Origin of the sequence: Pseudoalteromonas sp. S4492 (assembly GCF_005886115.1) — a bacterium.
Taxonomy (GTDB): Bacteria; Pseudomonadota; Gammaproteobacteria; order Enterobacterales; family Alteromonadaceae; genus Pseudoalteromonas; species Pseudoalteromonas gelatinilytica.
The window spans coordinates 211,111-237,249 of the sequence record NZ_PNCP01000036.1; the positions used below are offsets into that span (position 1 = coordinate 211,111).

At 41.8% G+C, this 26,139-nt stretch carries 21 protein-coding genes and 1 riboswitch; of the genes, 10 read left to right on the top strand and 11 right to left on the bottom strand.

Annotation, left to right across the window (positions count from 1 at the left end):
- The 3 genes from CWC28_RS11530 to CWC28_RS11540 all read left to right on the top strand — a co-directional run bounded on the left by CWC28_RS11530 (position 1) and on the right by CWC28_RS11540 (position 5,802).
- Positions 1–3,153, top strand: a complete 3,153-nt coding sequence (locus tag CWC28_RS11530; RefSeq protein WP_063705801.1) for an efflux RND transporter permease subunit — start codon at positions 1–3, stop codon at positions 3,151–3,153.
- A gap of 160 nt (positions 3,154–3,313) precedes the next feature.
- Entirely contained in the window at positions 3,314–4,930 is a 1,617-nt protein-coding gene (locus CWC28_RS11535; RefSeq protein WP_063705803.1) for a L,D-transpeptidase family protein, read from the top strand.
- A gap of 8 nt (positions 4,931–4,938) precedes the next feature.
- Entirely contained in the window at positions 4,939–5,802 is an 864-nt protein-coding gene (locus CWC28_RS11540) for a D-Ala-D-Ala carboxypeptidase family metallohydrolase (protein WP_063705806.1), read from the top strand.
- 124 nt (positions 5,803–5,926) lie between these two features.
- Here the strand turns inward: CWC28_RS11540 and ribB are convergent, their stop codons facing one another.
- Complete coding sequence (gene ribB / locus CWC28_RS11545; RefSeq protein WP_105174345.1) at positions 5,927–6,580, bottom strand: 3,4-dihydroxy-2-butanone-4-phosphate synthase; 654 nt, start codon at positions 6,578–6,580, stop codon at positions 5,927–5,929.
- A gap of 106 nt (positions 6,581–6,686) precedes the next feature.
- A riboswitch (FMN riboswitch) is annotated at positions 6,687–6,834 on the bottom strand.
- A 47-nt stretch (positions 6,835–6,881) separates the two neighbouring features.
- On the bottom strand, positions 6,882–7,820 hold the full coding sequence (locus CWC28_RS11550; protein ID WP_063705813.1) for a LysR family transcriptional regulator: 939 nt from the start codon (positions 7,818–7,820) through the stop codon (positions 6,882–6,884).
- A gap of 102 nt (positions 7,821–7,922) precedes the next feature.
- On the opposite strand from CWC28_RS11550, the gene CWC28_RS11555 reads away from it, so the two are divergent.
- Positions 7,923–8,579, top strand: a complete 657-nt coding sequence (locus CWC28_RS11555; protein WP_138625179.1) for a nitroreductase family protein — start codon at positions 7,923–7,925, stop codon at positions 8,577–8,579.
- A 37-nt stretch (positions 8,580–8,616) separates the two neighbouring features.
- On the opposite strand, the gene CWC28_RS11560 is transcribed toward CWC28_RS11555, so the two are convergent.
- The 5 genes from CWC28_RS11560 to dapB all read right to left on the bottom strand — a co-directional run bounded on the left by CWC28_RS11560 (position 8,617) and on the right by dapB (position 15,684).
- Positions 8,617–9,660, bottom strand: coding sequence for a S66 family peptidase (locus CWC28_RS11560; protein WP_138625180.1), 1,044 nt, complete (start codon positions 9,658–9,660; stop codon positions 8,617–8,619).
- A gap of 119 nt (positions 9,661–9,779) precedes the next feature.
- A complete protein-coding gene (greA, locus tag CWC28_RS11565) occupies positions 9,780–10,256 on the bottom strand; it encodes a transcription elongation factor GreA (RefSeq protein ID WP_063705817.1) in 477 nt (158 codons plus the stop codon).
- A gap of 51 nt (positions 10,257–10,307) precedes the next feature.
- A complete protein-coding gene (gene carB, locus CWC28_RS11570) occupies positions 10,308–13,526 on the bottom strand; it encodes a carbamoyl-phosphate synthase large subunit (protein ID WP_063705819.1) in 3,219 nt (1,072 codons plus the stop codon).
- A 16-nt stretch (positions 13,527–13,542) separates the two neighbouring features.
- On the bottom strand, positions 13,543–14,679 hold the full coding sequence (gene carA, locus CWC28_RS11575; protein ID WP_138625181.1) for a glutamine-hydrolyzing carbamoyl-phosphate synthase small subunit: 1,137 nt from the start codon (positions 14,677–14,679) through the stop codon (positions 13,543–13,545).
- Positions 14,680–14,886: 207 nt separating this feature from the next.
- Entirely contained in the window at positions 14,887–15,684 is a 798-nt protein-coding gene (gene dapB, locus CWC28_RS11580; protein WP_138625182.1) for a 4-hydroxy-tetrahydrodipicolinate reductase, read from the bottom strand.
- A gap of 289 nt (positions 15,685–15,973) precedes the next feature.
- Between dapB and CWC28_RS11585 the strand changes: the two genes are divergently transcribed.
- The gene (locus CWC28_RS11585) at positions 15,974–17,287 is read left to right on the top strand and encodes a Na+/H+ antiporter NhaC family protein (RefSeq protein ID WP_138625200.1); all 1,314 of its coding nucleotides are present in this window, start codon (positions 15,974–15,976) and stop codon (positions 17,285–17,287) included.
- Positions 17,288–17,380: 93 nt separating this feature from the next.
- Positions 17,381–18,163: an outer membrane protein OmpK gene (locus tag CWC28_RS11590; RefSeq protein WP_105173989.1), complete on the top strand. Its 783-nt coding sequence runs from the start codon at positions 17,381–17,383 to the stop codon at positions 18,161–18,163.
- 86 nt (positions 18,164–18,249) lie between these two features.
- Here the strand turns inward: CWC28_RS11590 and CWC28_RS11595 are convergent, their stop codons facing one another.
- Both CWC28_RS11595 and CWC28_RS11600 read right to left on the bottom strand, forming a co-directional pair.
- Positions 18,250–18,753: a hypothetical protein gene (locus CWC28_RS11595; RefSeq protein ID WP_105180364.1), complete on the bottom strand. Its 504-nt coding sequence runs from the start codon at positions 18,751–18,753 to the stop codon at positions 18,250–18,252.
- Positions 18,754–18,866: 113 nt separating this feature from the next.
- Positions 18,867–19,664 carry a M48 family metallopeptidase gene (locus CWC28_RS11600; RefSeq protein WP_119851981.1) on the bottom strand — a complete coding sequence of 266 codons (798 nt, stop codon included), beginning with the start codon at positions 19,662–19,664 and terminating at the stop codon, positions 18,867–18,869.
- Between the two features lie 192 nt (positions 19,665–19,856).
- Here CWC28_RS11600 and CWC28_RS11605 point away from each other — a divergent pair, with 192 nt between their 5' ends.
- Positions 19,857–21,056, top strand: coding sequence for a Bcr/CflA family efflux MFS transporter (locus tag CWC28_RS11605; protein ID WP_119851982.1), 1,200 nt, complete (start codon positions 19,857–19,859; stop codon positions 21,054–21,056).
- A gap of 28 nt (positions 21,057–21,084) precedes the next feature.
- Here CWC28_RS11605 and grpE read toward each other — a convergent pair whose 3' ends face one another.
- Together grpE and CWC28_RS11615 are read right to left on the bottom strand one after the other, a co-directional pair.
- The gene (gene grpE, locus CWC28_RS11610) at positions 21,085–21,693 is read right to left on the bottom strand and encodes a nucleotide exchange factor GrpE (protein WP_063705836.1); all 609 of its coding nucleotides are present in this window, start codon (positions 21,691–21,693) and stop codon (positions 21,085–21,087) included.
- A gap of 58 nt (positions 21,694–21,751) precedes the next feature.
- Complete coding sequence (locus CWC28_RS11615; protein ID WP_138625183.1) at positions 21,752–22,696, bottom strand: HrcA family transcriptional regulator; 945 nt, start codon at positions 22,694–22,696, stop codon at positions 21,752–21,754.
- Between the two features lie 120 nt (positions 22,697–22,816).
- Here CWC28_RS11615 and nadK point away from each other — a divergent pair, with 120 nt between their 5' ends.
- From nadK to recN, 3 genes are all read left to right on the top strand, one after another.
- Complete coding sequence (gene nadK, locus CWC28_RS11620) at positions 22,817–23,701, top strand: NAD(+) kinase (RefSeq protein WP_138625184.1); 885 nt, start codon at positions 22,817–22,819, stop codon at positions 23,699–23,701.
- Between the two features lie 93 nt (positions 23,702–23,794).
- Positions 23,795–24,358: a hypothetical protein gene (locus CWC28_RS11625; protein ID WP_063705843.1), complete on the top strand. Its 564-nt coding sequence runs from the start codon at positions 23,795–23,797 to the stop codon at positions 24,356–24,358.
- A gap of 68 nt (positions 24,359–24,426) precedes the next feature.
- Positions 24,427–26,100 (top strand): DNA repair protein RecN, encoded by a 1,674-nt coding sequence (gene recN, locus CWC28_RS11630; protein ID WP_063705845.1) that lies wholly within the window; start codon positions 24,427–24,429, stop codon positions 26,098–26,100.
- Positions 26,101–26,139: the final 39 nt, after the last annotated feature.

Here is a 26,139-nt window from a genome sequence, read left to right on the forward strand (position 1 = left end):
ATGACCACGCACAGAGAAAAAGGGCTTATTGCCTGGTTTGCACGCAACCCGGTTGCTGCAAATTTGCTTATGATTTTTATCTTAGTGGGCGGTTTGTTAACGGCAATGTCTATCCGTAAACAAATGTTCCCGCAATTTGAAAGCAACTGGATCAGCATTCAAGCTGTTTATCCGGGTGCAGCGCCGCAAGAGGTTGAAGAAGGGATCACCATCAAGGTCGAAGAGTCTTTAGAAGGGCTCGAAGGCATTAAACGCTTAATTACCTATTCAAACCGTGGTTTTTCACAAGCTTGGATCGAAATCGAAGAAAAGTACGACCCTCAAGAAGTACTCGATGAAATCAAGATGCAGGTTGATTCAATCAATACCTTCCCAGCTGAGATGGAACGCCCTATTGTACGTCGTGATAAGTACGAGCAAGAGGTAATGATCTTAGCCCTGTATGGCGATATGACAAATTACCAACTAAAAGAGCTTGGTAACGACATAAAAGATGAATTACAAGCCTTACCTCAAATCAACTTGGTTGAATTTCATAGTGGTTTAAATTATGAAATTGGCATCGAAATTAGCCCAGATAAACTACGTGAGTATGGTTTAACCTTCCGTGATATTGCTACAGCCGTTCGCAGCTTCTCTGCAAATATGTCAGCTGGTCAAATTCGCTCAGAAAATGGCTATATTTCGATGCGTGTTGAAAACCAAGCGTATCGTGGTAAAGAGTTCGAAAATCTACCTTTATTACACTTACCTGATGGCGCACAAGTGTTCTTAGGCGATGTGGCCACTGTGCATGATGGCTTTGAAGAAGGCCTGCAATATTCTAAGTACAATGGTAAAAACTCACTAACATTTGAAGTTAATGCATCAAAAGATCAAGACATCACGAAAGTTGCAGGGGTATTAAAAAACTACCTAGCAGAAAAAGCACCACAGCTTCCGGCTGGCGTAAAACTGTCTCCGATTGTTGATTTAACTTACTACCTTGAAGGTCGTCTTAACATGATGATCGACAACATGGTATGGGGTGGTATTTTAGTCATGGTGGTACTGGCGCTATTCTTACCACTGCGCTTAGCATTTTGGGTGATGATGGGTTTACCAGTGTCATTCCTAGGTGCATTTTTAATGATGCCAATGGGCTTTTTAGATGTCACTATCAACTTAGCCTCGTTATTCGCATTTATTCTGGTACTCGGGATAGTCGTTGATGACGCTATCGTAGTGGGTGAGTCAGCCAGTTCTGAAATTGAAAAGCACGGTCATAGCCTTGATAACGTAGTACGCGGCGTAAAACGTGTTGCTATTCCTGCAACCTTTGGTGTGTTAACCACGATTGCCGCATTCTTACCGCAAACACTGGCATCAGGCCCAGGCTCTGCGTTTTCGAAAGCCATAGGCGGTGTGATCATCTTATGTTTAGTGTTCTCATTAATTGAATCAAAACTAATCTTGCCTGCTCACTTGGCGGCAATGAAAAATAAACCAGCGAATCCTAAAAACCCTTTACATCGCTTACGCTTAGGAATGGATAAAGGACTTAAAAACTTTGTCGATAATTATTACACTCCATTTATTGGTCACTGTATTCACTATCGTTACACCGTTATTGTTGGTTTTATTTGTGTATTGATTGTCAGTGGCGGTATGTTCGCAGGTGGTTTAGTGAAGTTTGTTGCGAACCCTAAAATTCCACATGATTTCCCACGTATCTCAATTGAAATGAATTTATCGTCATCTGAGCAAGCGACTCTTGAAACAGCGCAAACAATTGAGAAACTGATTCTAGATGTCGATAAACAAGTTGAAGAGCAATATGGTCAACCGATGATCCGCGATTTATCGGTTAGTCTGCGCGGCAGAACCAGCGCACGTATCATGGCAATTTTAGTTGAACCCGATTTACGCCCTATTGATACATTCCAGTTAAGTGCAATGTGGCGCGAGCAAATGCCACCATTACCAGGTGTGAAAACGCTGAATATTGAAGACAGTATCATGAATGGGGGTCGCGATGACGGTGATGTAAGCTTCCGCCTTGAAGGTAAAGACATCAACAAACTTAAAGAAGTGGCTGCGCTATTAAAAGAGAAATTAAATAGCATGGAAGGTGTGGGTGATGTTAATGACTCACTCCAATCAGCAACCGATGAAGTACAACTTGAACTTAAACCGCTTGCTTACAGCTTAGGTTTAACCCTCTCGGATGTAGCATCACAAGTTAGCTTTAGTTACTACGGCCTAGAAGCACAACGTATTTTACGTGACGGTGAAGAAATTAAAGTAATGATCCGCTACCCTCGTGAATCACGTAACGCGGTAAGTGACATCACAGATGCACGTATCATTACGCCAACAGGAGTTGAAGTGCCGCTGGCTGAAGTAGCTAAAGTAAATATTGTTGATGGTGTAAACCGTATTCGTCGTGAAAATGCTAAACGTACGGTAAATGTGTGGGCAGCCGTTAACACAGACCAAGCTGAACCATTTGCCATTGCAAAAGAAATCCGTGATGAGTATTTACCTAGCCTACTGAAAAGCTACCCAGGCGTAGAAAGTAATGTAGCGGGTCGTATTCAAGAAGAAATGGACAGTGTGGCAGAACAAGTGCGTGACTTTGCTCTATCAATGCTGATCATCTTTGCACTGTTAGCGATTCCACTTCGTTCATACTCACAGCCGTTTATTATTATGTCGGTTATTCCATTTGGTGTAATTGGTGCAATGTTCGGTCATATGATTTTAGGTATGACAATGAGCAGCCTGTCAGTATTTGGTATTATCGCGGTTGCAGGTGTTGTGGTAAATGACTCGCTAGTAATGGTCGACTTTGTTAATAAGGCCCGCGCAGAAGGTGTTGCAATTAAAGACGCGGTAATGCAAGCCGGTGGTCGTCGTTTTAGAGCTATCTTACTGACCTCTGTCACAACCTTTATTGGTGTATTACCAATCATTATGGAAACAAGCTTACAAGCAAAAATTGTTATCCCTATGGCTGTATCACTGGCATTCGGGGTGTTATTTGCAACGGTCATTACGCTTATTTTAATCCCTTGTCAGTACGTCGCGTTAGAAGATTTTAAACGCTTAATTGGCAAGCTAAGAGGTAAAAAAGCAGAGCCAGAAGCAAAATTACAAACAACCAGTCATTAAACTCCCTTTAAAATCCCAACCAAGCGCTTGGCAAACTCATTTGCCAAGCGTTTTTATTTAAAAAATATGTTCCTATAAATTGCATTGCTTTGCTAAGCTTAAATGAGCAAAAAAGAAACAATGTAAGCAAATTAAAAAAATACGTTATAAGGACATAGCTATGAAAATTCTTCGCTACACAGCTTTGGTAAGTTGTTTATCCATTTGCATGCCTGTGCTGGCCGAAAATCAGTACTTACAACAACAGCTTGAGCCTATTCTGATTGGTGAATCTCACAGTATTGAAAAACAACAAATCCACTCCCCCGAAATGACCATTGCCACTTACAAAGCAAACGGCTTTGAACGGGTATGGGATGACAGCAAATATGCTAAACAAGCGCTCAACTTAATTGCCCAAGCTGAACTTGAAGGCCTCTCCCCTAATGACTATCACTTTGATACTTTAATGGCACTAGCCAGCGAGATAGATAAACGTGGAGCCGATGCCGTCGAAGCCCAGTTTGATGTACTGATGACAGATGCTGTCATGACCTATGCAAAACACCTTATACGCGGAAAAGTTAACCCAAAACAACTTGCAGCCACATGGAACTATGAACAATTTGATGTCAGCCCTGATGCCGCGGCCGCCTCATTACTTAAACATGTAAAATCAAAAAGCCTTGATAAGGGACTTGAAAACCTCAAGCCTGTTTTACCACATTATCAACGCCTAAAAGACGCCCTCGTGTTTTACCGAGAGCTTGATGCCACAGGTGAATTACCAGCCATCGTATTGCAAAACAATGTTTTAAAACCGGGTCAATCAGACCCAGCTGTGCCGCTCTTAAGGCAAAAGTTAAAGCGATTAAACTATTTTGAAGGCAGTGAAAGTGACGTCACGGATTATGATGATGAGCTGGTGGCAGCAGTTAAACGCTTTCAAAATGCGCATCAAGTTGCTGATGATGGTGTGATTGGTAATGCAACGTTAAAACTACTCAACAAAGATTACAGCGAATACGTCAATGATATTTTAGTGAACCTAGAGCGCATTCGTTGGGTTGATAATACCCTAACAGAGCGCTTCTTAGTGGTTAATATCGCAGGTTACCTGCTGTATTTATTTGAAGACAATAAATTAAAATGGCAAACCAATGTAGTTGTAGGCAGAAACTACACCAAAACGCCAATATTTAAAGGGCAAATGAGCTATATCGTGATGAACCCAACCTGGACAGTACCTCGGAGCATTTCAGGTGGCATCATCAAAAAAATGAAAGAAAATCCAAACTACTTAAACGAGAAAGACTTTGTTGTGGTTGATAGCCGCCGTAATCCCGTGGATAGCGAGAGTATTGATTGGGCGAATGCCAGCCGTAAAAATTTTCCGTATTGGTTTGTACAACAACCTTCAGAGAATAATTCACTGGGACAAATAAAATTCATGTTCCCTAATAAATACTCAATCTATTTGCACGATACCCCTGCAAAAAGTTTATTTCAGCAAGACCAACGTGCATTTAGCCACGGCTGTGTAAGAGTTGATGACCCATTCACCTTGGCTGAGAAAATCTTAGAAACGTCAGATAATTGGAGCCGTAGTGAAATTGATGACGCCATTGCAGCAAAAGAGACTAAAAAAGTCAGCTTATCAAAACCGCTAGACGTACTTTTAATGTATTGGACCGTTGCGGGTAACGACGAGGGCCTACAATTTTATACCGACGTTTATAATCGCGATGGCGCGTTATTAAAAGCACTCACCACGCCATTAGCAAACAATACAATTTAGAGGTCACTATGTATTTCAGCCGTATTATTTTAAGTGTGTGCTTAGTGTTAACTACATACTCTGTTGCTGCCATTGAATTAACTGACTCGCTGCACAGCCTTGTACTTGATGCGAAACAAGTGCTAACACTTGATAACACGGCTGATTTTACAGCTGCTGCAGTATCAGATGTTGAGACAGAGCGATTAGGGCCAAATAGTCTTGCCGTTTATGCCCCAGAAAATGCAGGGTTTTATAACCTAGTACTGAGTAACAATATTACCCGCAAACACTTACTCGTTATAGTGAAAACACCATTCAATGCCAACAATAAGCAATTGAATAATTACCAAATCGGCCTCTACCCTGCACCTTATAAAAACTACCCACAGTACAGTGCGCCAAATGGATTTATTGAAGTAACACAGGAAGACTTAACTCGCCAACTGACTCCTCATGTGCAAATTAAAAACGTGATATGTAAACAAGTAAGTGGCTTTCCAAAGTATCTTTATGTCAACAACGATGGCTTGTTGATGCTCGAAGATCTGCTCACGTTTGTACAAAATGAAGGGATTAAAGTTAGCAAGTTTGCTTTTATTAGCGGCTATAGAACACCCCACTACAATCGATCAATTGGTAATGGCAAACACAGCCGACATCAATATGGCGATGCCTTTGACTTATATATAGACGAAGATGGTGATGGCCGAATGGACGATTTAAACGGTGATGGCAAACTAACGATTGCTGATGTTGACGTGCTTTATAAAGTGTTTGAAAAATTCCAAAAACAGAGCCGCTATAATGGCGGTATTGGCCGCTATAAACCCGCCTCCCACCACGGTGGTTTTGTTCACATAGATAACCGAGGATTTACCGCTAGGTGGTAAGCCTTTTCAATCAAGCCTGGCGTAATGAGGTTTTGCACCGGTTAATGTATAAATGAAGCTACCAAGGTAGCCTCATTTTACTTACGGCTTATAGCTCAAAACTTAAAACTTTTTATTAACGCTTTTAACAAGCCTGTTTTTGCGTTGCTTGGAGGTAGGCAACTAAATCTTCAATCGATACAACAGGCATGTTGTGCTCATTGGCAAACTTGCTTACTTGAGGCAAGCGAGCCATTGAACCGTCTGGATTCGTTAATTCGCAAATAACACCAAACGGTGTTAAACCCGCTAACTGCATTAAATCAACCGATGCCTCAGTATGGCCACGGCGCACTAATACCCCACCCGTTTGTGCTCGCAGTCCAAACACATGTCCTGGGCGAGATAAATCTTCAGGCTTTGCATTGTCAGCTGTTGCCGCTTTAATGGTGGTTACACGATCAGCTGCTGAAACGCCGGTTGTCACGCCCGTTTTAGCTTCAATGGTCACTGTATACGCTGTTTTGTTCTGACTGGTGTTATGCTCAACCATTTGTGGTAAATCAAGCTGTTTAACACGCTCATCGCCCATGCAAAGACACACAATACCGCTGCCTTCACGGATCATCATGGCCATTTGCTCTGTTGTCAGGTGCTGTGCTGAATACACAAAATCACCTTCGTTTTCACGGTTTTCGTCATCTACTACAAGTACGCCTTCACCTTGCTGCAAGGCAGCAATAGCACGTTCAACGCGTTCAAGTGGTTCGCCAAATTGGCTAAGTAAAGAAGACTGAATCATCATTTTTAATACCTATTAAATTAAATATGAAAAGATTCAGGACATTGAAAGGCACAGCAAAAAAGACCACCCGCAGGCAGCCAATTACTGTTTTATAGATTAACTATATTCTCTTTCATCCGGACTATCACCGTCGGCTCTGGCCTCTCACCAGATCTGCTGACCTTTAACCAACGTTAAAGCGCTCGCGGGCTCACTTAAATTTAAAGTATACCGCCGGTGGGGAATTTCACCCCGCCCTGAGAATGTTGCTTAGCCATAAATATGAATAAGCCTCGCTATTCTATACCTAAAATAATTAGTTATCGAGTACCCGCTTATCTAAAATGCCTTTTTCAATCAATTGATTGAGAATTACCTTGGTTTTTGCTCGGCATATATCACGCACTAAACGAACCGCAGGTGTAATGGATTGTCGACTTGGGCAAATTAACCAAAGCTCTGCACATAAGTGAGGGTAATTTTGCATTACTGGCACTACCCGCCCACTTAGCAAATCATCACTGATATCAATGCAAGATTTAACTGCTAGGCCTTTTCCAGCCACACACCAACGCCTTACCAAATCACCATCATTCGATGCTCGACGGCCTTGCATTTTCACCTTAAAGCGCTGGGCTCCATCGGTAAATTCCCAGACATTATTGATGATATCTTGCAGTTGATAAAATAGGCCTTGATGCTGATTTAATTCATCGGGATGTGTCGGCGCGCCATGTTCGGCAATATACTCTGGAGTTGCACATAACAGCCGCGGAACATTACAAATTTTAAAGCCATATAAATTTGAGTCGGATGGCGAGCCATACCTAAGCGCAAAATCAACGGAGTCTCGGTAAAAGTCGACATTACTATCGCTAATATGCGGGCGCATACTCAGTTTTGGATACTCATCAAGTAACTCATCTAACCAAGGAATAATAATATTGCGGCCTAAGTCTGAAGATAATGCGACTCTTAGTTCTCCTTCAATTTCATCATGCTCACCTTTTAAGGCGAGTGTCGCTTGCTCAAGCATGAGCACCGCTTGCTGACACTGAGGTAAAAAGCGTTCCCCTGCCGCAGATAAACGTAAATGACGAGTAGTTCGAACAAATAACTCTGCACCCAGCGCTGCTTCAACACGTTTAATTGCCGCACTGGCGGTAGCGGCTCGCATGTCTAATTTTGCTGCCGCGGTTGTAATACTGCGAAATTCAGCCACCTTGAGGATTAATTTGAGATCTTCAACCAGCATATTAACTAAAATTTTTTGATAATGTTTATTCGATTATGCGCTTTATCGTAAAGTATGCAAGGCGTAAACTGCACCTAATTGTTATACATGCGGGAGCAAACCATGACACACCCAATCATTTCTGACTTACAACGCCGTTACACAAGTAAACGTTACGACGCTTCAAAGCACATTAGCCAAGCAGACTTAGCTGTAATTTTAGAAGCATTACGCTTGTCGCCATCGTCTATTAATTCTCAACCATGGAAGTTTGTGGTCATTGAATCAGAGCAAGCAAAGCAACGTTTACATGATAGTTTTGCAAATAAGTTTCAATTTAACCAAGTACATGCAAAAGCGGCTTCGCACACTATTTTATTTGCTTATAACCCAAGCTATCAACGTGCTGATTATGAAAAAGTAATTGATGCGGATATTGCGAATGGCCGCACTAAGGCAGAAAACAAAGAGCAAGCATTTGGCGCATTTGCCTTCGTTGATTTAAATACTGACGAGCAAGGTGTTAACGCCGCTTGGACTAAAGCTCAAACCTACATTGCCTTAGGCAATACTATGCACACAGTTGCTCGTTTAGGTTTAGATTCAACACCGATGGAAGGTGTCGATAAAGACTTACTCGGTGAGCTTTTTGCAGATGAATTAGGCGGCTATGTTTGTGAGGTGGCACTCGCTATTGGTTATCACGAGCCAGAGCAAGATTATAATGCTGCATTACCAAAATCGCGTTTAGACAAAGACGCGGTAATTACTGTGGTTTAAGCGCTTAGAAATTATGCAGGCTTTGCCTGCATAATTGTTATTTTAAATCGGTTTTCACAACCACATTACTCGCCAATCCATCATTCAAATTCGCCGTTATTGTGGCAACAGCTCCATTTATTAGTGCTAAATTAGGGGCAACATGACCAATGTCAGCATCAACGATAACCGGGAACAAATTGCCTTTAAATGCAAGTTCGATGGCTTGGTATTCATCAAAGTAGCAATCGTTATTTATTGCAGGGCTACGACCAAACACCACCGCATTCACATCTGTAAAAACATCATTCAACTTTAATGATAACAAACAACGTGCAAGGGCCATTGGACTGAGCTCTGCATTTTCGAGGTATAAAATTAACCCCTCTGGTGCATACTGTTTTTTAAACTCATGCAACGCGTAGTAATTTGAGGGTAACAATAAGCCTAGCGTATCTAAACAACCACCAATTAATCGCCCAGATACTTCAATTTGGCGTGTATCTTTATAATTGATACAGCGCCACTGACTCTGTGCGGTAAAATCAAATTGAGCATCAGGGTCGGCTTTATAATCAATAGGTTTTTGCTGATAAAAAGGCGCAGCGACTTGATGCAGCTGCTGCTTTTCTTCAAGTGCCATGGCGTTGAAAATATCCGCTAAATAAGCATCAGGATCATTTGGGTGAATTTGCATCAAATTGGCAGCATGCAAGGTTGCCCAACCACAGCGAGTGGTTAATGCACATGCAAACGTACTGATATCTGAAAAACCAACTAACCATTTAGGTCTTGCTTTGCTTATCGCATTAAAATCAAGAAGAGGTAAAATCTCCATGGTGAGATCCCCTCCCCAAGGAGGCATAATTGCCGCAATTGAATCATCAGTTAAATACTGCATTAGCTCTTCTGCTCGTTGCTTAGCGCTATTATGCTCTTGTCGTAAGCAGGCACCTTCAATAACGGTAAAACCTTTAGCAGTTAAGCCACTAAGCACTGTGTCTAAGCGTCTATGAAACGCTTTATCAACACCCGATGAAAAAGCACAAATAGCTATACTATCGCCTTTGGCAAGCGGCTTAGGATATTGAATTTTAGCCATTATTACTCCTTCATTATGATTGCTAAGCGACCAACCTAGCGAATAAATTTCCCTCTGTAAACAGGCATAAAAAAACCGCAGTATAAAACTGCGGTTTTTATCAATGCTTGGTTAAGCTATTAAATATACTCAACTTCAATGATTTCGTACTCGACTTCACCGTTTGGTGTTTTAATGGTAACGGCATCATCTACCTCTTTACCAATTAAGCCACGTGCGATTGGCGAGTTAACAGAGATCAGGTTGTTTTTGATATCTGCTTCATCATCACCCACGATTTGGTAAGTTACCTCAGCGTCGGTTTCAACGTTAACGATAGTTACTGTTGTACCAAAAATAACTTTGCCAGTTTTTGGCATTTTCGTCACATCGATGATTTGTACATTTGAAAGTTTCGCTTCAATTTCTTGAATACGACCTTCACAGAAACCCTGTTGCTCACGAGCAGCATGGTATTCAGCGTTTTCTTTCAAATCACCGTGTTCACGCGCTTCAGCGATATCAGCGATAATTTTTGGACGTGTAACTGTTTTTAATTCGTTAAGTTCTTCGCGCAGTAATGCTGCACCACGAACCGTCATCGGAATTGATTGCATATTATTCTCACTTAATCCAAAGGGCGAATTGCTCGCCCCTGGCACATTTCCTTAGTTAATTCGCTGATGTAGTTCCTGAACTGACGTCACCTTGCTACGGTCGTCTGCTTGGTTAGCAGTACAGTTAGCAAATGCCGCGTTCAGCGTCGTTGTATAGTTAGTCTTGTGCTGTAATGCACCACGACGTAACACCTTCGAATCTTCAATCGCTTGGCGACCTTCAGTAGTGTTTACAATGTAGCTGTATTCACCATTTTTAATTCTATCAAGAATATGAGGACGACCTTCGAATACTTTGTTTACGCGACGTACTGCAATGCCAGCTTCTTCAAGTGCTTTTGCAGTGCCACCTGTTGCATCTAGCTCAAAACCTAATTCAGTCATGGTTTTAGCCAGTTCAACAATACGTGGTTTGTCACTGTTGCGTACCGATAGTAACGCGCGACCACCGCGTGGTAAAGTGTTGCTTGCACCTAATTGTGCTTTGGCGAATGCTTCGGCGAAAGTTTCACCAACACCCATTACCTCACCCGTTGAGCGCATTTCTGGGCCACGGATTGGGTCAACACCTTGGAACTTAGCAAAAGGAAGTACGACTTCTTTAACGCTGTAGTAAGGAGGAATTACTTCTTTTGTAATACCTTGGCTTGCCAGTGATTGACCCGCCATACAACGTGCCGCTACTTTAGCAAGTGCGATACCTGTTGCTTTAGAAACAAACGGTACTGTACGTGCAGCACGTGGGTTTACTTCGATTAAGTAAACTTGACCGTCTTTCACAGCAAACTGTGTATTCATCAGACCAATTACGCCAAGCTCTAGTGCCATATCTGTCACTTGCTTACGCATTACGTCTTGTACTTCAGCTGTTAATGAATGAGCTGGTAAAGAACATGCTGAGTCACCTGAGTGAACACCTGCTTGCTCGATGTGCTCCATAATACCACCGATGATTACTTGTTCACCGTCACAGATAGCGTCAACGTCAACTTCGATTGCGTTATCTAAGAAGTGATCAAGTAGTACTGGCGCTTCATTTGATGCAGATACCGCTTCAGTCATGTAACGACGTAAGTCGTCTTCATCGTATACGATTTCCATCGCACGACCACCTAGTACGTACGAAGGACGTACAACCAGAGGGAAACCAATTTCAGCAGACTTAACAACCGCTTCTTCTAAAGAAGTCACTGTTGCATTTTCTGGTTGCAGAAGGTTCAGACGCTCAACAAGTTGTTGGAAACGCTCACGGTCTTCAGCACGGTCGATTGCATCTGGAGAAGTACCAATAACTGGCACACCATTCGCTTCTAGTGCACGCGCAAGTTTAAGTGGCGTTTGACCACCGTACTGAACGATTACACCTTTAGGCTTTTCAACACGTACGATTTCTAATACGTCTTCTAGCGTGATTGGCTCGAAGAATAAACGATCTGATGTGTCGTAGTCAGTCGAAACAGTTTCAGGGTTACAGTTAACCATGATTGTTTCGTAGCCGTCTTCACGTAAAGCTAATGCTGCGTGAACACAGCAGTAATCGAATTCGATACCTTGACCGATACGGTTAGGGCCACCACCGATTACCATGATTTTATCTTTGTCAGATGGATTCGCTTCACACTCTTCATCATAAGTTGAGTACATGTAAGCTGTATCTGAACTAAACTCTGCAGCACACGTATCAACGCGCTTGTATACAGGCACGATATCTAACTGGTGACGCTTTTTACGAATTTCTGCTTCAGAAACACCGGCAATTTCAGCGATACGCGCATCAGCGAAACCTTTACGCTTAAGCTTGCGTAAGAACTCAGCATTTAAACCAGCCATACCTACTTCGCTGATTGTTGCTTCGTCTTTTAAGATGTCTTCGATTTGCACTAGGTACCAAGGGTCAATCTTAGTGAGTTCGAAAACGTCCTCTACGCTCATACCGTGACGCATTGCATCAGCAACGTACCAAATACGCTCTGCACCTGGCTCACGTAATTCACGGATGATTTTTTCTTTTGCTTTCGGATCATCAAGAGCAACAATTGGGTTAAAGCCCGTTGCGCCTACTTCAAGACCACGTAATGCTTTATGTAGTGACTCTTGTTGGTTACGACCAATCGCCATAACCTCACCCACAGACTTCATCTGTGTTGTAAGACGGTCGTTTGAACCTGCGAATTTTTCGAAGTTAAAACGTGGGATCTTAGTTACAACGTAGTCAATTGACGGCTCGAAAGACGCTGGTGTTTTACCGCCAGTGATGTCGTTTTGTAGCTCATCAAGGGTGTAACCTACAGCTAGTTTTGCAGCGATTTTCGCAATTGGGAAACCCGTTGCTTTTGATGCTAGAGCAGATGAACGCGATACACGCGGGTTCATCTCGATGATAACCATACGGCCATCAACTGGGTTCACACCAAATTGTACGTTTGAACCACCTGTTTCAACACCGATTTCACGAAGTACCGCCATCGATGCATTACGCATGATTTGGTATTCTTTATCCGTCAATGTTTGCGCTGGAGCAACCGTGATTGAGTCACCAGTATGAACACCCATAGGGTCAAAGTTTTCGATAGAACATACGATGATACAGTTGTCGTTTTTGTCACGCACAACTTCCATTTCGTATTCTTTCCAACCGATTAATGATTCGTCGATTAGAAGTTCATTTGTTGGTGATAAATCTAGACCACGCTCACAAATTTCATCAAATTCTTCTTGGTTGTATGCAACACCACCACCGGTACCACCCATCGTGAATGATGGACGAATGATACATGGGAAACCGATGCGGCTAAGTACATCGTGTGCTTCTTCCATTGAGTGAGCGATTTCTGCACGCGGACACTCAAGGCCAATGTTTTTCATTGCTAAGTCAAAACGCTCACGGTTTTCAGCTTTATCGATTGCATCAGCAGTTGCACCGATAAGTTCAACACCATGTTTAGCCAGTACGCCGTGCTTATCTAAATCAAGTGCACAGTTTAATGCTGTTTGACCACCCATAGTAGGCAGTACTGCATCAGGCTTTTCTTTTTCAATGATTTTCTCTACCACTTCCCAGTGAATTGGCTCGATGTACGTCGCATCCGCCATTTCAGGGTCAGTCATGATAGTTGCAGGGTTCGAGTTTACAAGAATTACTCGAAAGCCTTCTTCTCGTAGTGCTTTACACGCTTGTGCACCAGAGTAGTCAAATTCACAAGCTTGACCGATAACGATCGGGCCTGCGCCTAAGATAAGAATGCTTTTTATGTCGGTACGTTTTGGCATTGTTACTCCGGTTAAATTAGTTAGAACGTGCTTGCATCAAATCGATGAAGTGGTCAAATAATGGCGCCGCATCATGTGGACCTGGGCTTGCTTCTGGGTGACCTTGGAAGCTAAATGCAGGCTTATCTGTGCGGTGAATACCTTGTAGCGTGCCATCGAATAATGATACGTGAGTTGCACGTAAATTCGCTGGTAATGTTGCTTCGTCAGCTGCGAAACCGTGGTTTTGCGCTGTGATCATTACAACATTGCGATCAAGATCTTTAACTGGGTGGTTACCACCGTGGTGACCAAACTTCATTTTCATCGTTTTAGCACCTGAGGCAAGCGCTAGTAATTGGTGACCTAAACAGATACCAAAGATTGGCGTGTCTGTTTCTAGGAAAGTTTTAATTGCTTCAATCGCGTAGGTACACGGCTCAGGGTCGCCAGGGCCATTTGATAAGAAGATACCGTCTGGGTTTAATGCCAATACGTCTTCTGCAGATGTTTGTGCAGGAACAACGGTTAATTTACAACCGCGGTCAACTAACATACGTAAGATATTACGTTTAACACCGAAGTCATAAGCAACAACGTGGAACTTCTCGTCTGCTGCTTCTAGCGTTTTAAAACCTGAACCTAATGTCCAGCTTGAATCACGCCACTCAAAATTTTCCTTGGTTGAGACAACTTTTGCTAAATCCATGCCTTTTAAGCCTGGGAAGGCTTGCGCAGCTTCAAGCGCTTTATTCTCATCTAACTCGTCGCCTGCAATGATACAACCATTTTGAGCGCCTTTATCACGTAAGATACGTGTTAATTTACGAGTGTCGATGTCTGCAATACCTAAGATATTGCGTTCTTTTAAGTAATCACTTAACGATTGCTCGTTACGGAAATTACTTGCTAGCAGTGGCAAATCACGGATCACTAGGCCTTTAGCCCAGATTTGACCCGCTTCTTCGTCTTCGCTGTTAGTACCCGTATTACCGATATGTGGGTACGTCAAAGTTACGATTTGTTCCGCGTATGAAGGGTCAGTCAAAATTTCTTGATAACCAGTCATAGACGTATTGAATACTACTTCACCGACTGACATGCCGTCAGCGCCGATTGCAGTACCGCGAAACACTGTGCCGTCTTCTAGGACTAACAGAGCGGATTTAGTCAAGTTAACCTCCTAACAGTAAAAAACGGGAGTAAAGTCATTTGCTCTACTGCCCGTTTAAAGCGATTGGAAACACGCATTTATGAATTTTTGGCAAATTGGCGCTATTCTACAGTAATTTAGCTTTCAGATCTAATCTTAATTAATAAAATAGTAAAAATAAGCGTTATTAACGAAAAATTCACTGAAACTGCCAAAAAAGAGACTAAACTACTTCAAGTCAAGCACATCTTGCATGTCATAAAGTCCAGCTGGTTTATTTTTCAACCAGCCTGCAGCTCTTACAGCTCCTAACGCGAAGGTCATTCTTGAACTTGCTTTATGAGTTAATTCTAGCCTTTCGCCAGAAGTTGCGAAATATGCGGTGTGTTCACCTACAATATCTCCGCCTCTCATGACCGAATAACCGATTTCATTTTGCGATTTTGCGTGTTCGTCTTTGCTTCTATCAAAACGCGCGACTTCATCATGCTGCCAGCCTTTTGCCTCAGCAATTGCTTCACCAATTGCCAATGCAGTTCCCGATGGCGCATCGATTTTATGACGATGATGAGCTTCAAATATTTCGATATCCATGTCATCGCCAAACTTCACAGCCGCAGTCTGCACTAAGTTAAGCAGTAAATTCACACCTACGCTATAGTTGCGGGCAAAAACAATCGGAATGTGTTTCGCGGCTTCATTAAGGGCATCAAGATCATCTTGGCTAAGGCCCGTAGTACCAATTACCATCGCGATATTTTTTTCGACCGCTGTTTTTAAGTGGTTGCGCATGCCTTGAGGTAAGGTGAAATCTATCAATACATCTGCATCTTTTACGTCTGTTTCTTTGCTAAATGATACATCTGCTGATGCAGCGCTGTTTAATTGATTAACCGCTATATCCAAAAGTGGTGAGTTTTCGCGTACGTACGCGCCCGTTAATGTTGCGTCATCTTTTTTTGAGACTGCTTCTAAAAGTGCAAGTCCCATGCGGCCGTTTGCGCCAAATACACCTATGCGGTTCATATAGTTACCTTATCTATTCTTCTTAGCTGGCTGGATTTTATCGAAAACTCATGTAATAGTCAGGTTAGCTTATAAAAAATACAGAGCTAATTTTAGATTTATTAATAGAACAACAATAATAACAGATAGTCTTTGCATTTAGCCATCTATACATTTAAACTTCTTCCTTTGCGCCGATTTGGTCTTTGGCTTGCGGGCGCTGTTGTTGTCTTTCATTGTTTAAGACAGCGACTAAATACAGCTAAAAGAAGTGTTTGGCTGTGTTATTGGTTATCTAACGAGGAATATGATGCAGCCATCATTTAATAAAACAAAAGCAAAACTTTCTTTGCTGCCGCTTTTGGTGTTTGTCGGCTTATTTTTAGGCGCTGGCTTATACTTACAGTCTCAAGGTGTCGATTACGCCTTCTATCAATTGCCTGCTCCTGTGGCAATTTTGCCAGCCATCATGTTGGCATTTATCTTAAATAAAAATACCATCAACCACAGTGTTGAAACCTTTATTAAAGGCGCTGGCCATAGCAACATCATCACTATGTGTTTGATTTATCTGCTTGCCGGTGCATTTTCTGCAGTTGCTGGTGCAACCGGTGGTGTTGATGCCGTTGTTAATGCCGGTTTATCACTTATTCCACCAGCTCTGTTACTACCTGGATTATTTTTAATTGCTGCGGTTGTGTCGACTGCGATGGGCACTTCAATGGGTACTATCGGTGCGATTGGCCCGATTGCTTATGCCGTTGCCCAAAAAACAGGCATTGATCCATCTCTTATGGCTGGCACGATTGTATCGGGTGCCATGTTTGGTGATAACTTATCAATCATCTCTGACACAACTATTGCGGCAACTCGCACGCAAGGCTGTGAAATGAAAGATAAATTCCGTGAGAACTTAAAAATTGCCTTACCCGCTGCAGCATTAACTATCGGCTTGTTATTCTTCTTAACGCCTACTGCAGAAGCTGTTGAAACGCAAGACTTTGATATTTTATTAGTATTACCTTATGCATTTATCTTAATACTCGCGGTAATGGGCTTTAATGTATTCGTAGTACTGTTTAGCGGTATTATCTTTGCTGCACTCATGGGCTTTACTGGCAGCTATGAAGGTGCAAGCTTTGTAAAAGATGTTTATAAAGGCTTTACGGATATGCAGGAAATCTTCTTGCTATCGATGTTTATTGGCGGTCTTTCAGAGTTTATCCGTATTAATGGTGGCCTTGATTATATTGCTAACAAAATTCAAGCAATTACAAAAATCATTGCAAAATGGCACCGTAAAGTTGCGGATCAATTAGGGATTGCAGCACTGGTTATGAGCAGTAACTTATGTATCGCTAATAATACCGTGTCTATTATAGTTGCAGGCCCGATTGCTAAAAAGTTAGCGGATGATGGTGAAATTACAGGAAAGCGTTCAGCAAGCTTACTGGATATTTTTGCTTGTGTTACGCAAGGCTCATTGCCGTATGGCGCACAAGCACTTCTACTGGGCGCAACGTTCAAAATTAGTCCGTGGGAAGTTTCTACCTCTTCTTATTACTGCTTTATTCTTGCCTTTACTGCCGTTGCAGTAATTTGCTTACGCCGAAATAAAGCATAAGTTAAATAATTTTTTCTCTCGATACGCCCAAATATGGGCGTATCTGCTATAATCCTGTCTTTATATCCCCCTTTACACCATCAATATTGAGATATGAACTTGAAAAAGATCCTTTCTGTTGCTGCGCTTTGTGCAGTAAGTACTTCGAGCTATGCCGCTAATTGGAGCTCTACGCAATTACACGTTAATAACGGTGAACACAAAAATCCGTTTTCATTAACTAAGTCAAATACCACAGTTGTATCACTACAGCATGCGTCTGGTTATGACTATGGCGACAACTTCTTTTTTATTGATTACAGCAATGACGACCGTCAAGATGGCTATCAAGATAAAGACTTTTACGGTGAGTGGTATTCAACATTTAGCTTATCAAAAATCTCTGGCAGTGATTTCTCATACGGGGCAATTGCTGATGTAGGTGTAACTGCAGGTTTTAATGCTGCGGGTGATTCAAAAGTTCTTAAGTATTTACCAGGTGTAAAACTTAGCTGGCAAGCACCTGGCTTTAGCTTTTTATCAACTTTATTTACTGCTTACATCGATGACAGTGAAGGGGTAGCACGTGGTGGTGCACCTACTGAAACAAACAGCTGGATGATTGATGTTGCTTGGGGCTACCCATTCACTATTGGTTCTCAAAAGTTCAACGTAACAGGCCATGTTGAATACATTGCTGAACGTGAAAATGAGTTTGGCGAAGATGTTAACGCATGGATTTTAGCGCAGCCAATCGTTACTTGGGACTTAGGTCATGCAATGAGCATGAAAGAAAATACCCTGCTACTTGGCATTGAGTGGCAATATTGGCACAACAAACTAGGTACAGACACAACTGAGTCAGTACCACAGCTTCACGTTGAGTGGACGTTCTAACGAGTTACGAGTTACGAGTTACGAGTTACGAGTTACGAGTTATAAAAATTAAAGCCTGTATAGTCAGCTAGAATACAGGCTTTGTTTTAATTAAATTGATTAGAAGTCCATTTAGACACATAGCGACCACCTGCAACAGCTATTTTCTCTAAACGGTCGCAGGCACCAAAAGCAACTCCTGAACCAATTTCCTTCGTTGTTTTAGCTATAATCTCATCACCTTTTTTAAGTTGCACATGTAATGTTGCTGATGAGCTTGGTCTCACCGATGGAAAAACCCATCTATGCGAGTTAATTTCAATATATTTCGCTTCAACGACATACTCTGCTTTGGATTTTTCTTGTTGTTCAACTAATGTTACTAAATATTTTTTTGCTGAATCAGTAATTGAACTAGCTAACTTATCAAGCATGACACAATCACGTTGAACTTTATCTGCTTCAACTCCAAGGGCAAAATGCACTGCATTTAACGCTATAGGAGGTGTAGGCTTTAAGGCAATTGCTTGAGTTTGCTGCTGTTTGGTGCTTTTACAGGCGGTTAAAGACACTAAAGTACATAGCAAAAAAGTAGGGATAGAATACTTCATATTAATTCCATTTAATTGTTTTTATTATTAAATCAGATAGTTATTTGATGATAATAGACATCGACGAAAAATGAAACAAAAAGAGCTGCATAAGCAGCTCTGGAAAGATTTAATTACAGTTTACACTGTGGGGTTTTGCCTTTTGCTTTAGCGGCTTGTTGGGCTTTTAATGCATCCGACATGTGCTTTTGAAGCTCTTTAATGCGGTTACCCGGTGCAGGGTGAGTCGACATAAATTCTGGAGTACCGCTACTGCCTGCAGCACTCATATTTTGCCAAAGCGATACAGATTGCTCTGGGTTAAACCCTGCTTTTGCCATTAAATCTAAGCCAACAATATCTGCTTCTGATTCATGTGAGCGACTAAACGGTAAGACAACACCATACTGTGCCCCCAAACCTAAAGCTTGCATGATCTCACCGCGGTATTGCACATTCCCCATATCTAGTGCTGCACCACCAACTTGCAAGCCTGTTTGTAAAAGTGCGTTTTGCGATACACGCTCATTAGAATGCTCTGCAATAACGTGTGCTACTTCATGACCTAGTACTGTTGCCAATTGGTCTTGATTTACAGCAACTTTTAATAAACCTGTATGTACGCCAATATAGCCACCTGGTAATGCAAATGCGTTTGCTGAATCTTCTTCAAACACGACGACTTCCCAAGATTGCTTTGCATACTCGTTAGGTAAAACGGCAATAACATCATCAGCAATACACTTCACATAAGCATTGACACCTGGATCAGTATTAACAGGTTGTGTTTTTTTCATTTCAGCAAAACTTGCTTGACCCATTTGGCTCATTTGTGAGTCTGAATAGAGTGCGATTTGTGTGCGCCCTGTTGGAGAGGTTTTACAACCCGCTAAAACTGCGGTTGCTAACACAGCCATCATTAACTTTTTCATACTAGTCCTTCAAATACTTAGTGCAATTGAGGCTAATATAGCAAAGCATTGCTTAATTTTATATGAAAATGAACAATCACCCACTCAGTTGTTATCATTTGGTTAATTCTTTTACTTAGCAGGCAAACTAAGTTCACCACAGTGATTCACACTGCTACAATAGTGACCTACTATTTGATGAATGAGTAAACAATGCCTTCCCCTGAGACTTTAAATAAACGCATTTTATTGCCTTTGCTGGCAAGTATTGTCGCGATTACGCCTTTGGCAATTGATTTATATTTACCCGCGATGTTGGTGATTGCCAACGACTTGCAAACAACCATGCCAAATGTGCAAATCTCGCTTAGCATTTATTTAGCAGGTTATGCCCTTGGTATGCTGTTTTTTGGCCCCATTGCTGATGAGCTTGGTAGGCGATTACTCGCTAAAGTGGGCTTAGCATTGTTTGGGATTAGTTCGTTAGCACTGGCGTTCTGTACTAACATCGAATTATTTTGGTCTTTAAGGGCCGTGCAAGCATTCACTGGCGCTGCTGCAACCGTCGTAGTGCCGGGTATTATTCGCCACATTTATCGAGAAAACACCGCCAAAGGCATGTCTTATGTCTCGATGATTATGATGGTTGCCCCGCTAATTGCACCGACCCTTGGCTCATTGATCATGGGTATTTCAACATGGCAGGTTATTTTTATTGCATTAGCTGCCTATAGCTTTGCCATATTGGCGTTAGTGCAAATTCATTTAATCGATATCCCTATTTTCAAAAGCCAGCAACGTGGTTTAGCACTGTTTTTTAATAGTTATAAAACCGTATTTTCACGTCGCAGCGCCCTTGCTGATATTGCCAGCTCGATGTTTGCCTCGTTTGCATTCTTCTGTTTTTTAACATCGGTACCTTATGTATATCTCGATTTTTTTAAAGTAGATGAGCAATTGTTCGGTGTGTTATTCGCTTTTAATGTATTAGCGTTGATGTTTGGTAACTTTATGAATACGCGCTTGGTGCCACGTTTGGGCTCTCGTAAACTTTTGTTTATTGGCCTTGCTATTGGTTTTGTTTCTGGCGCTGCCTTACTGTTGTTCAGTGTGATGCATTTATCGCTGTATTTTATCGTAGCCGCTATCGCCCCGCTGATGATGAGTTTAGGTATTGTAGCGAGTAATGCAGACTCGTTGATACTGATGCAATTTGAGGAAAAGTCAGGTACTGCTACTGCCGTGATTGGTACCTTGAGATTCGGCAGCGGTGCTTTGGTTGGGCCTATCCTTGCTTTTGTTCACCCGCAAAGTGCCATTCCATTTTCTGCGATGATGTTCAGCGCACTGATACTTATCTTACTGGTGCAGCTTTGGCATCGAAAACTGGACAAAAAAAATGCCTGTGAATAACAGGCATTTTTTTATATCACTTTAAAGCTTATTCAGCTTCTTTTGATACCATAACCATTGCTGGGCGTAATAAACGACCGTTTAATGTATAACCTTTCTGCATTACTGCAAGAACAGTATTCGGCGCTACATCATTGCTTGGTTGAATTGACATTGCTTGATGGAATTCAGGGTTAAATTGCTCACCTTGTGGGTTAACAATTTCAACACCAAACTTCGCTACTGCATCGTTAAAGCTTTTCACAGTCATTTCGATACCTTCAAGCACAGGCTTAAGCTGCTCATTTTCTTTATCAGAAAACTCAATTGCACGCTCTAGGTTATCAATAACTGGAAGTAATTCGTTAGCAAACTTTTCAAGTGCAAACTTATGTGCTTTTTCTACATCTTGAGCGGCACGACGACGCATGTTCTCAACATCTGCAGCAGCACGAACAACACTGTCTTTTTGATCATTAATCGTTTGTTTCGCTGCTTCTAGTTCGCTGTATAGTAATGCGATTTCAGCTTCAGGGCTTATTTCTTCGCCTTCCACTTGCTCAGCCGCTTTTTCTGCTGCTTCTACTTCAGCTTGCATTTGTTCAAATTCTTCGTTTAGTTCAACTTCTTGCTCTGGTGATTTTGTCTGCTCAGACATAGCTTACATGCTCCAATTCTTTACAACTGCGGTAATTATGGGGATTGAATTAAAAGATTCAAGAGGCGGATGACCCGATTAACTCAAATTCTTGGATGATTGCTTCGATTTGCGCTGATTTTGGACAAATTATACAAAATCGACTTTGATATTCATGGTTATTAAAGTAAGGAAGGCTGATCACCATTAACTCATTGCAATCAGTAAATGGTAACTGCTCGGTATTTAAAACCGATAAACCATTTTTGAAAGCGAGTTTATCTTCTACAAAATTTAAAAACGATACACCTATATTCAAACTGGTTTGGCAATCAACTTGACGATATAGGTAATTTTCACCTACCACGATGCTGTTATCGGAACCAAGCTTTTGACTTAATTGCCGTGTCCATTGCGTTAGTGAATCATGGCAGTTATGCGGAGCTGTGTTTGCCATCGCCTGCATGCGGTATAAACCTTCCATCAAGGTTTGTTGGCTAAAGACAGTATTAAGCCAAGTCGCAAACTGGTAACGCACTGCATCCGATGAATCTTCAGGTTTACTGATGCAAATATTATGGCTTTGCCCTGCTCTATCGATTAACAATATAAGCCAATTACTGCCATCGAAATCAAGTACCTCTACACGAAAAACCAGTTGAGAGCTAACTTGCGGTAATCCCACACAACAGCACACTTTATAGCGCTGGCTCAAACCGTGGGCAAGCTCGACCAATTGTGCTTGCTGTGGCTGCCAATATGTTGCGATTTCTGACAATGCAAAGAATTCGCTGAGCCAATAATCAAACCCTGCATTGGTAGGCACGCGACCAGCAGAAGTATGCGGCGAATAAAGTAAGCCTTCTTTTTCAAGCCGTGCCATTGCGTTACGTACTGTTGCCGAACATACCGCCATGCCTTTTTGTTTGGCAATGCGGGTAGAGGCAACAGGCTGTCCTTCACCGTTACAGTAAAGGCTCATTACAGCTGAAAAAATTTGTTGGTCACGCGGATTTAATTTCATAATTTATACATCTTGCTTCTTGCCAGTGGATATTTGGGCACAGCAAGTTTATTTCAAGTTATTTTCAAAGCATTAATTTTTAATGTAATCTAGCGATATGAAAGTTTAAGTGCAAATAACATGGATTCACCGTTTAAAACCATAGGTTTAATTGGCAAACCTAATCACAGTGCTGCGGCTGCTACACTTGGTCGTCTACACACATTTTTGCGCGCATTAGGTTTTGAAGTGCTAGTAGAACAACGAACTGGCCGCCAGCTTGATGAGGTTCCTGCAGAAAACTTAGTCAAACTCGTTGATTTAGGTGAACGAGCAGACTTAGCGATTGTCGTGGGCGGTGATGGTAACATGCTTGGTGCTGCACGAGTTTTGGCACGTTTTGATGTGGCAGTTATTGGTGTAAACCGTGGTAATTTAGGGTTTTTAACCGATTTAAACCCAGAAGGTTTTGAAGCCAGCTTGGAACAAGTCTTAAGTGGTCAATTCCTCGAAGAAAAACGCTTCTTGCTTGAAGTTGAAGTATATCGTCACGCCGAACTGAAAAGTGCAAACTTGGCAGTGAATGAAGCAGTACTTCATGCTGATAAAGTTGCCCACATGATTGAGTTTGAGGCCTTTATTAACAACGACTTTGTATTTTCACAGCGTTCAGACGGTTTAATTGTCTCTACCCCAACAGGTTCAACTGCTTATTCATTATCTGGTGGCGGGCCGATTTTGACACCTGAGCTCAATGCGATTTCATTAGTTCCTATGTTCCCACATACATTATCAAGCCGCCCTCTTGTGGTTGATGCCGACAACAAAGTACGTTTAAAGCTCAGTCTTGAAAATACCGATAGCCTGCAAGTCAGTTGTGACAGCCATGTGGTTTTAGCTGTATTACCTGGCGATGAAGTGGTGATAAAAAAAGCAGATAAGCGTCTGCGCTTGATCCACCCTAAAGAATACTCTTACTACAATGTATTAAGAAAAAAATTAAACTGGGGCAGCCGCTTATTTTAAGCGGCTTTTTATCTCAATTGATTGCCAAGGCACCTTGATTAGCGCAAAATATTCAAACTTAATGCTGTATTATTTTAAGGATTCTAAGCCGAAATGAGCTATATCGTTTTTCTTGCTCTATTATTACTTATTACCTTGCTAGGTTGTTACTGGATGGTTGAGAGCAACCGTCGCAAAGCGATTGAAGCTGAAAAAAAGCGTTTTAATCAGCGAGTAAAAGAAATTAATAACGATTTCAAAGACAAACTAATCGACTTTAGTGAAGGGAAGCTTATTCGCCCGAAAAATATTTCGCGGCTAAGCATGATCACCAGTAATTACTTTGTTGTACAAGCCCATAACGAAGAAAACCTCACATACCTTGAATACATTAGTGACCTACTGATTAATACAATCATGATGGAGGCGAGTAAAGCACAAGGCCCAGAACAAATAGACCAACTTGCTGACCGACTTCAGTATTTTATGGCTGAATTACCTTACAATGGTATCGAATACAATAAAGCGTTTTACCAAGAAGCCCTCCCTTCTCTGATCGAAGTAATTAAATATCAGCCCCCCACAGATTTACAGGATGATCAGCCGCCAGCCCAGAGCACACCGGCGCCAAATGATTCATACCAAGAAAATCAGCTGTCAGAATTAAGCAAAGCATAAAAATTTAATTTGCAAAACCCGAAAACACTGTATAAATTAACAGTTAATTGACTGGATGGATAAACAGTATGTTAATCGGGTTAGAAATTAAAAACTTTGCCATTGTAAGTAATTTAAGTACTGAGTGGCACAATGGTATGACAGCCATTACAGGTGAAACAGGTGCGGGTAAATCAATTGCTATTGATGCCCTGTCATTATGTTTAGGCGAACGTGCTGATGCAGGTGCTGTTCGCCCTGGTACTGAACGCGCAGAAATTTGTGCACAATTCGATATTAGCCAGCTCCCTCTTGCCCAACACTTTTTAGAGCAACATTTACTTTCAAGCACTGAAGGTGAATGTTTACTGCGACGTGTTATTTGCAAGAATGGTCGTAGCAAAAGTTATATTAATGGCAGCTCCGTCACCGCTGCACAGTTGAAAGAGTTAGGTCAGTATTTAATTTCAATTCACGGCCAACATGCTCACCAGCATCTATTAAAAGCTGAACATCAGTTACACCTGCTCGATGCCTATGCAGGCCACAATCAGCTATTAGCGGATGTTAAAGAGCGCTATAAAGCCTACCAAGCATTACTTAAAGAGTTTAACCAGCTTGAACAACAACAGCAGCAACAAGCAGCTCAAAAGCAATTACTTGAGTATCAAGTTGCTGAGCTTGATGAATTTGCACTACAACCGGGTGAATTTGAAGAGATTGAAGCTGAGCACCACAAATTAAGCCACAGCCAGACTATTTTAGAATCATGTCAACGAGAGCTACAGCATTTATACGAAAGTGATGAGCAAAGTGCATGTTCGTTATTACAACACAGTGCTCAGCAATTTGCTGAATTGGCAAGCTATGATGAAAGCCTTTCAAGCATTGCATCGTTATTAAGTGAAGCGGCCGTTCAAGTTGAAGAAGCAAGCCGTGAAATTCGCAGCTACGTTGATGTGACCGACTTAGATCCGGCACGATTAGACGAAGTTGAGACTCGTTTAACAGGTGCTATGGACCTTGCCCGTAAACATCACATAAAACCCGAAGAACTGGTCGAATTTCATCAGTCTATTGCCGAAGAATTAGCATCAATTAGTTATAACAGCGACCGCCTTGTGGCACTTGAAAGCGAAATTAGCAATGCGCTTGAACACTACAAACAAGCAGCAAAACAGTTAAGTGAAAGCCGCCATAGTTACGCAGATACACTCAATCAGTTAATTAGCGATAGCATGGCGAACTTATCAATGGAAAACGGCAAGTTTGCGATTGATATCCAACAAACTAGCGATAAAGCACCAAGTGCGATGGGTTTTGATACTGTCTCATTTTTAGTTTCAACCAACCCGGGGCAACCAATGCAAGCACTGTCTAAAGTGGCGTCTGGTGGTGAATTATCGCGTATTAGTTTAGCTATTCAGGTAATTATTGCTCAGCGGGTTACAACCCCAACTCTTATTTTCGATGAAGTTGACGTAGGTATATCAGGCCCTACTGCTTCTGCAGTCGGCAAGCTATTACGCCAATTAGGTAAATCGACCCAAGTTATTTGTGTGACTCACTTACCACAGGTTGCAAGCTCTGGGCATCAACAATTTTTTGTAGCCAAAGAAATTGCAAACGGCGAAACATTCACGCAAATGAGTAAACTGTCTAAAGATGGCCGTATTGATGAAATTGCTCGACTACTTGCTGGTGACAACATCAGTAAAATGGCACGAGCGAATGCCAAAGAGCTTATTAGCGCACATGCATAAATTGATAATTAATACTTTGAGAGTTTAAGTGGGTTAGAG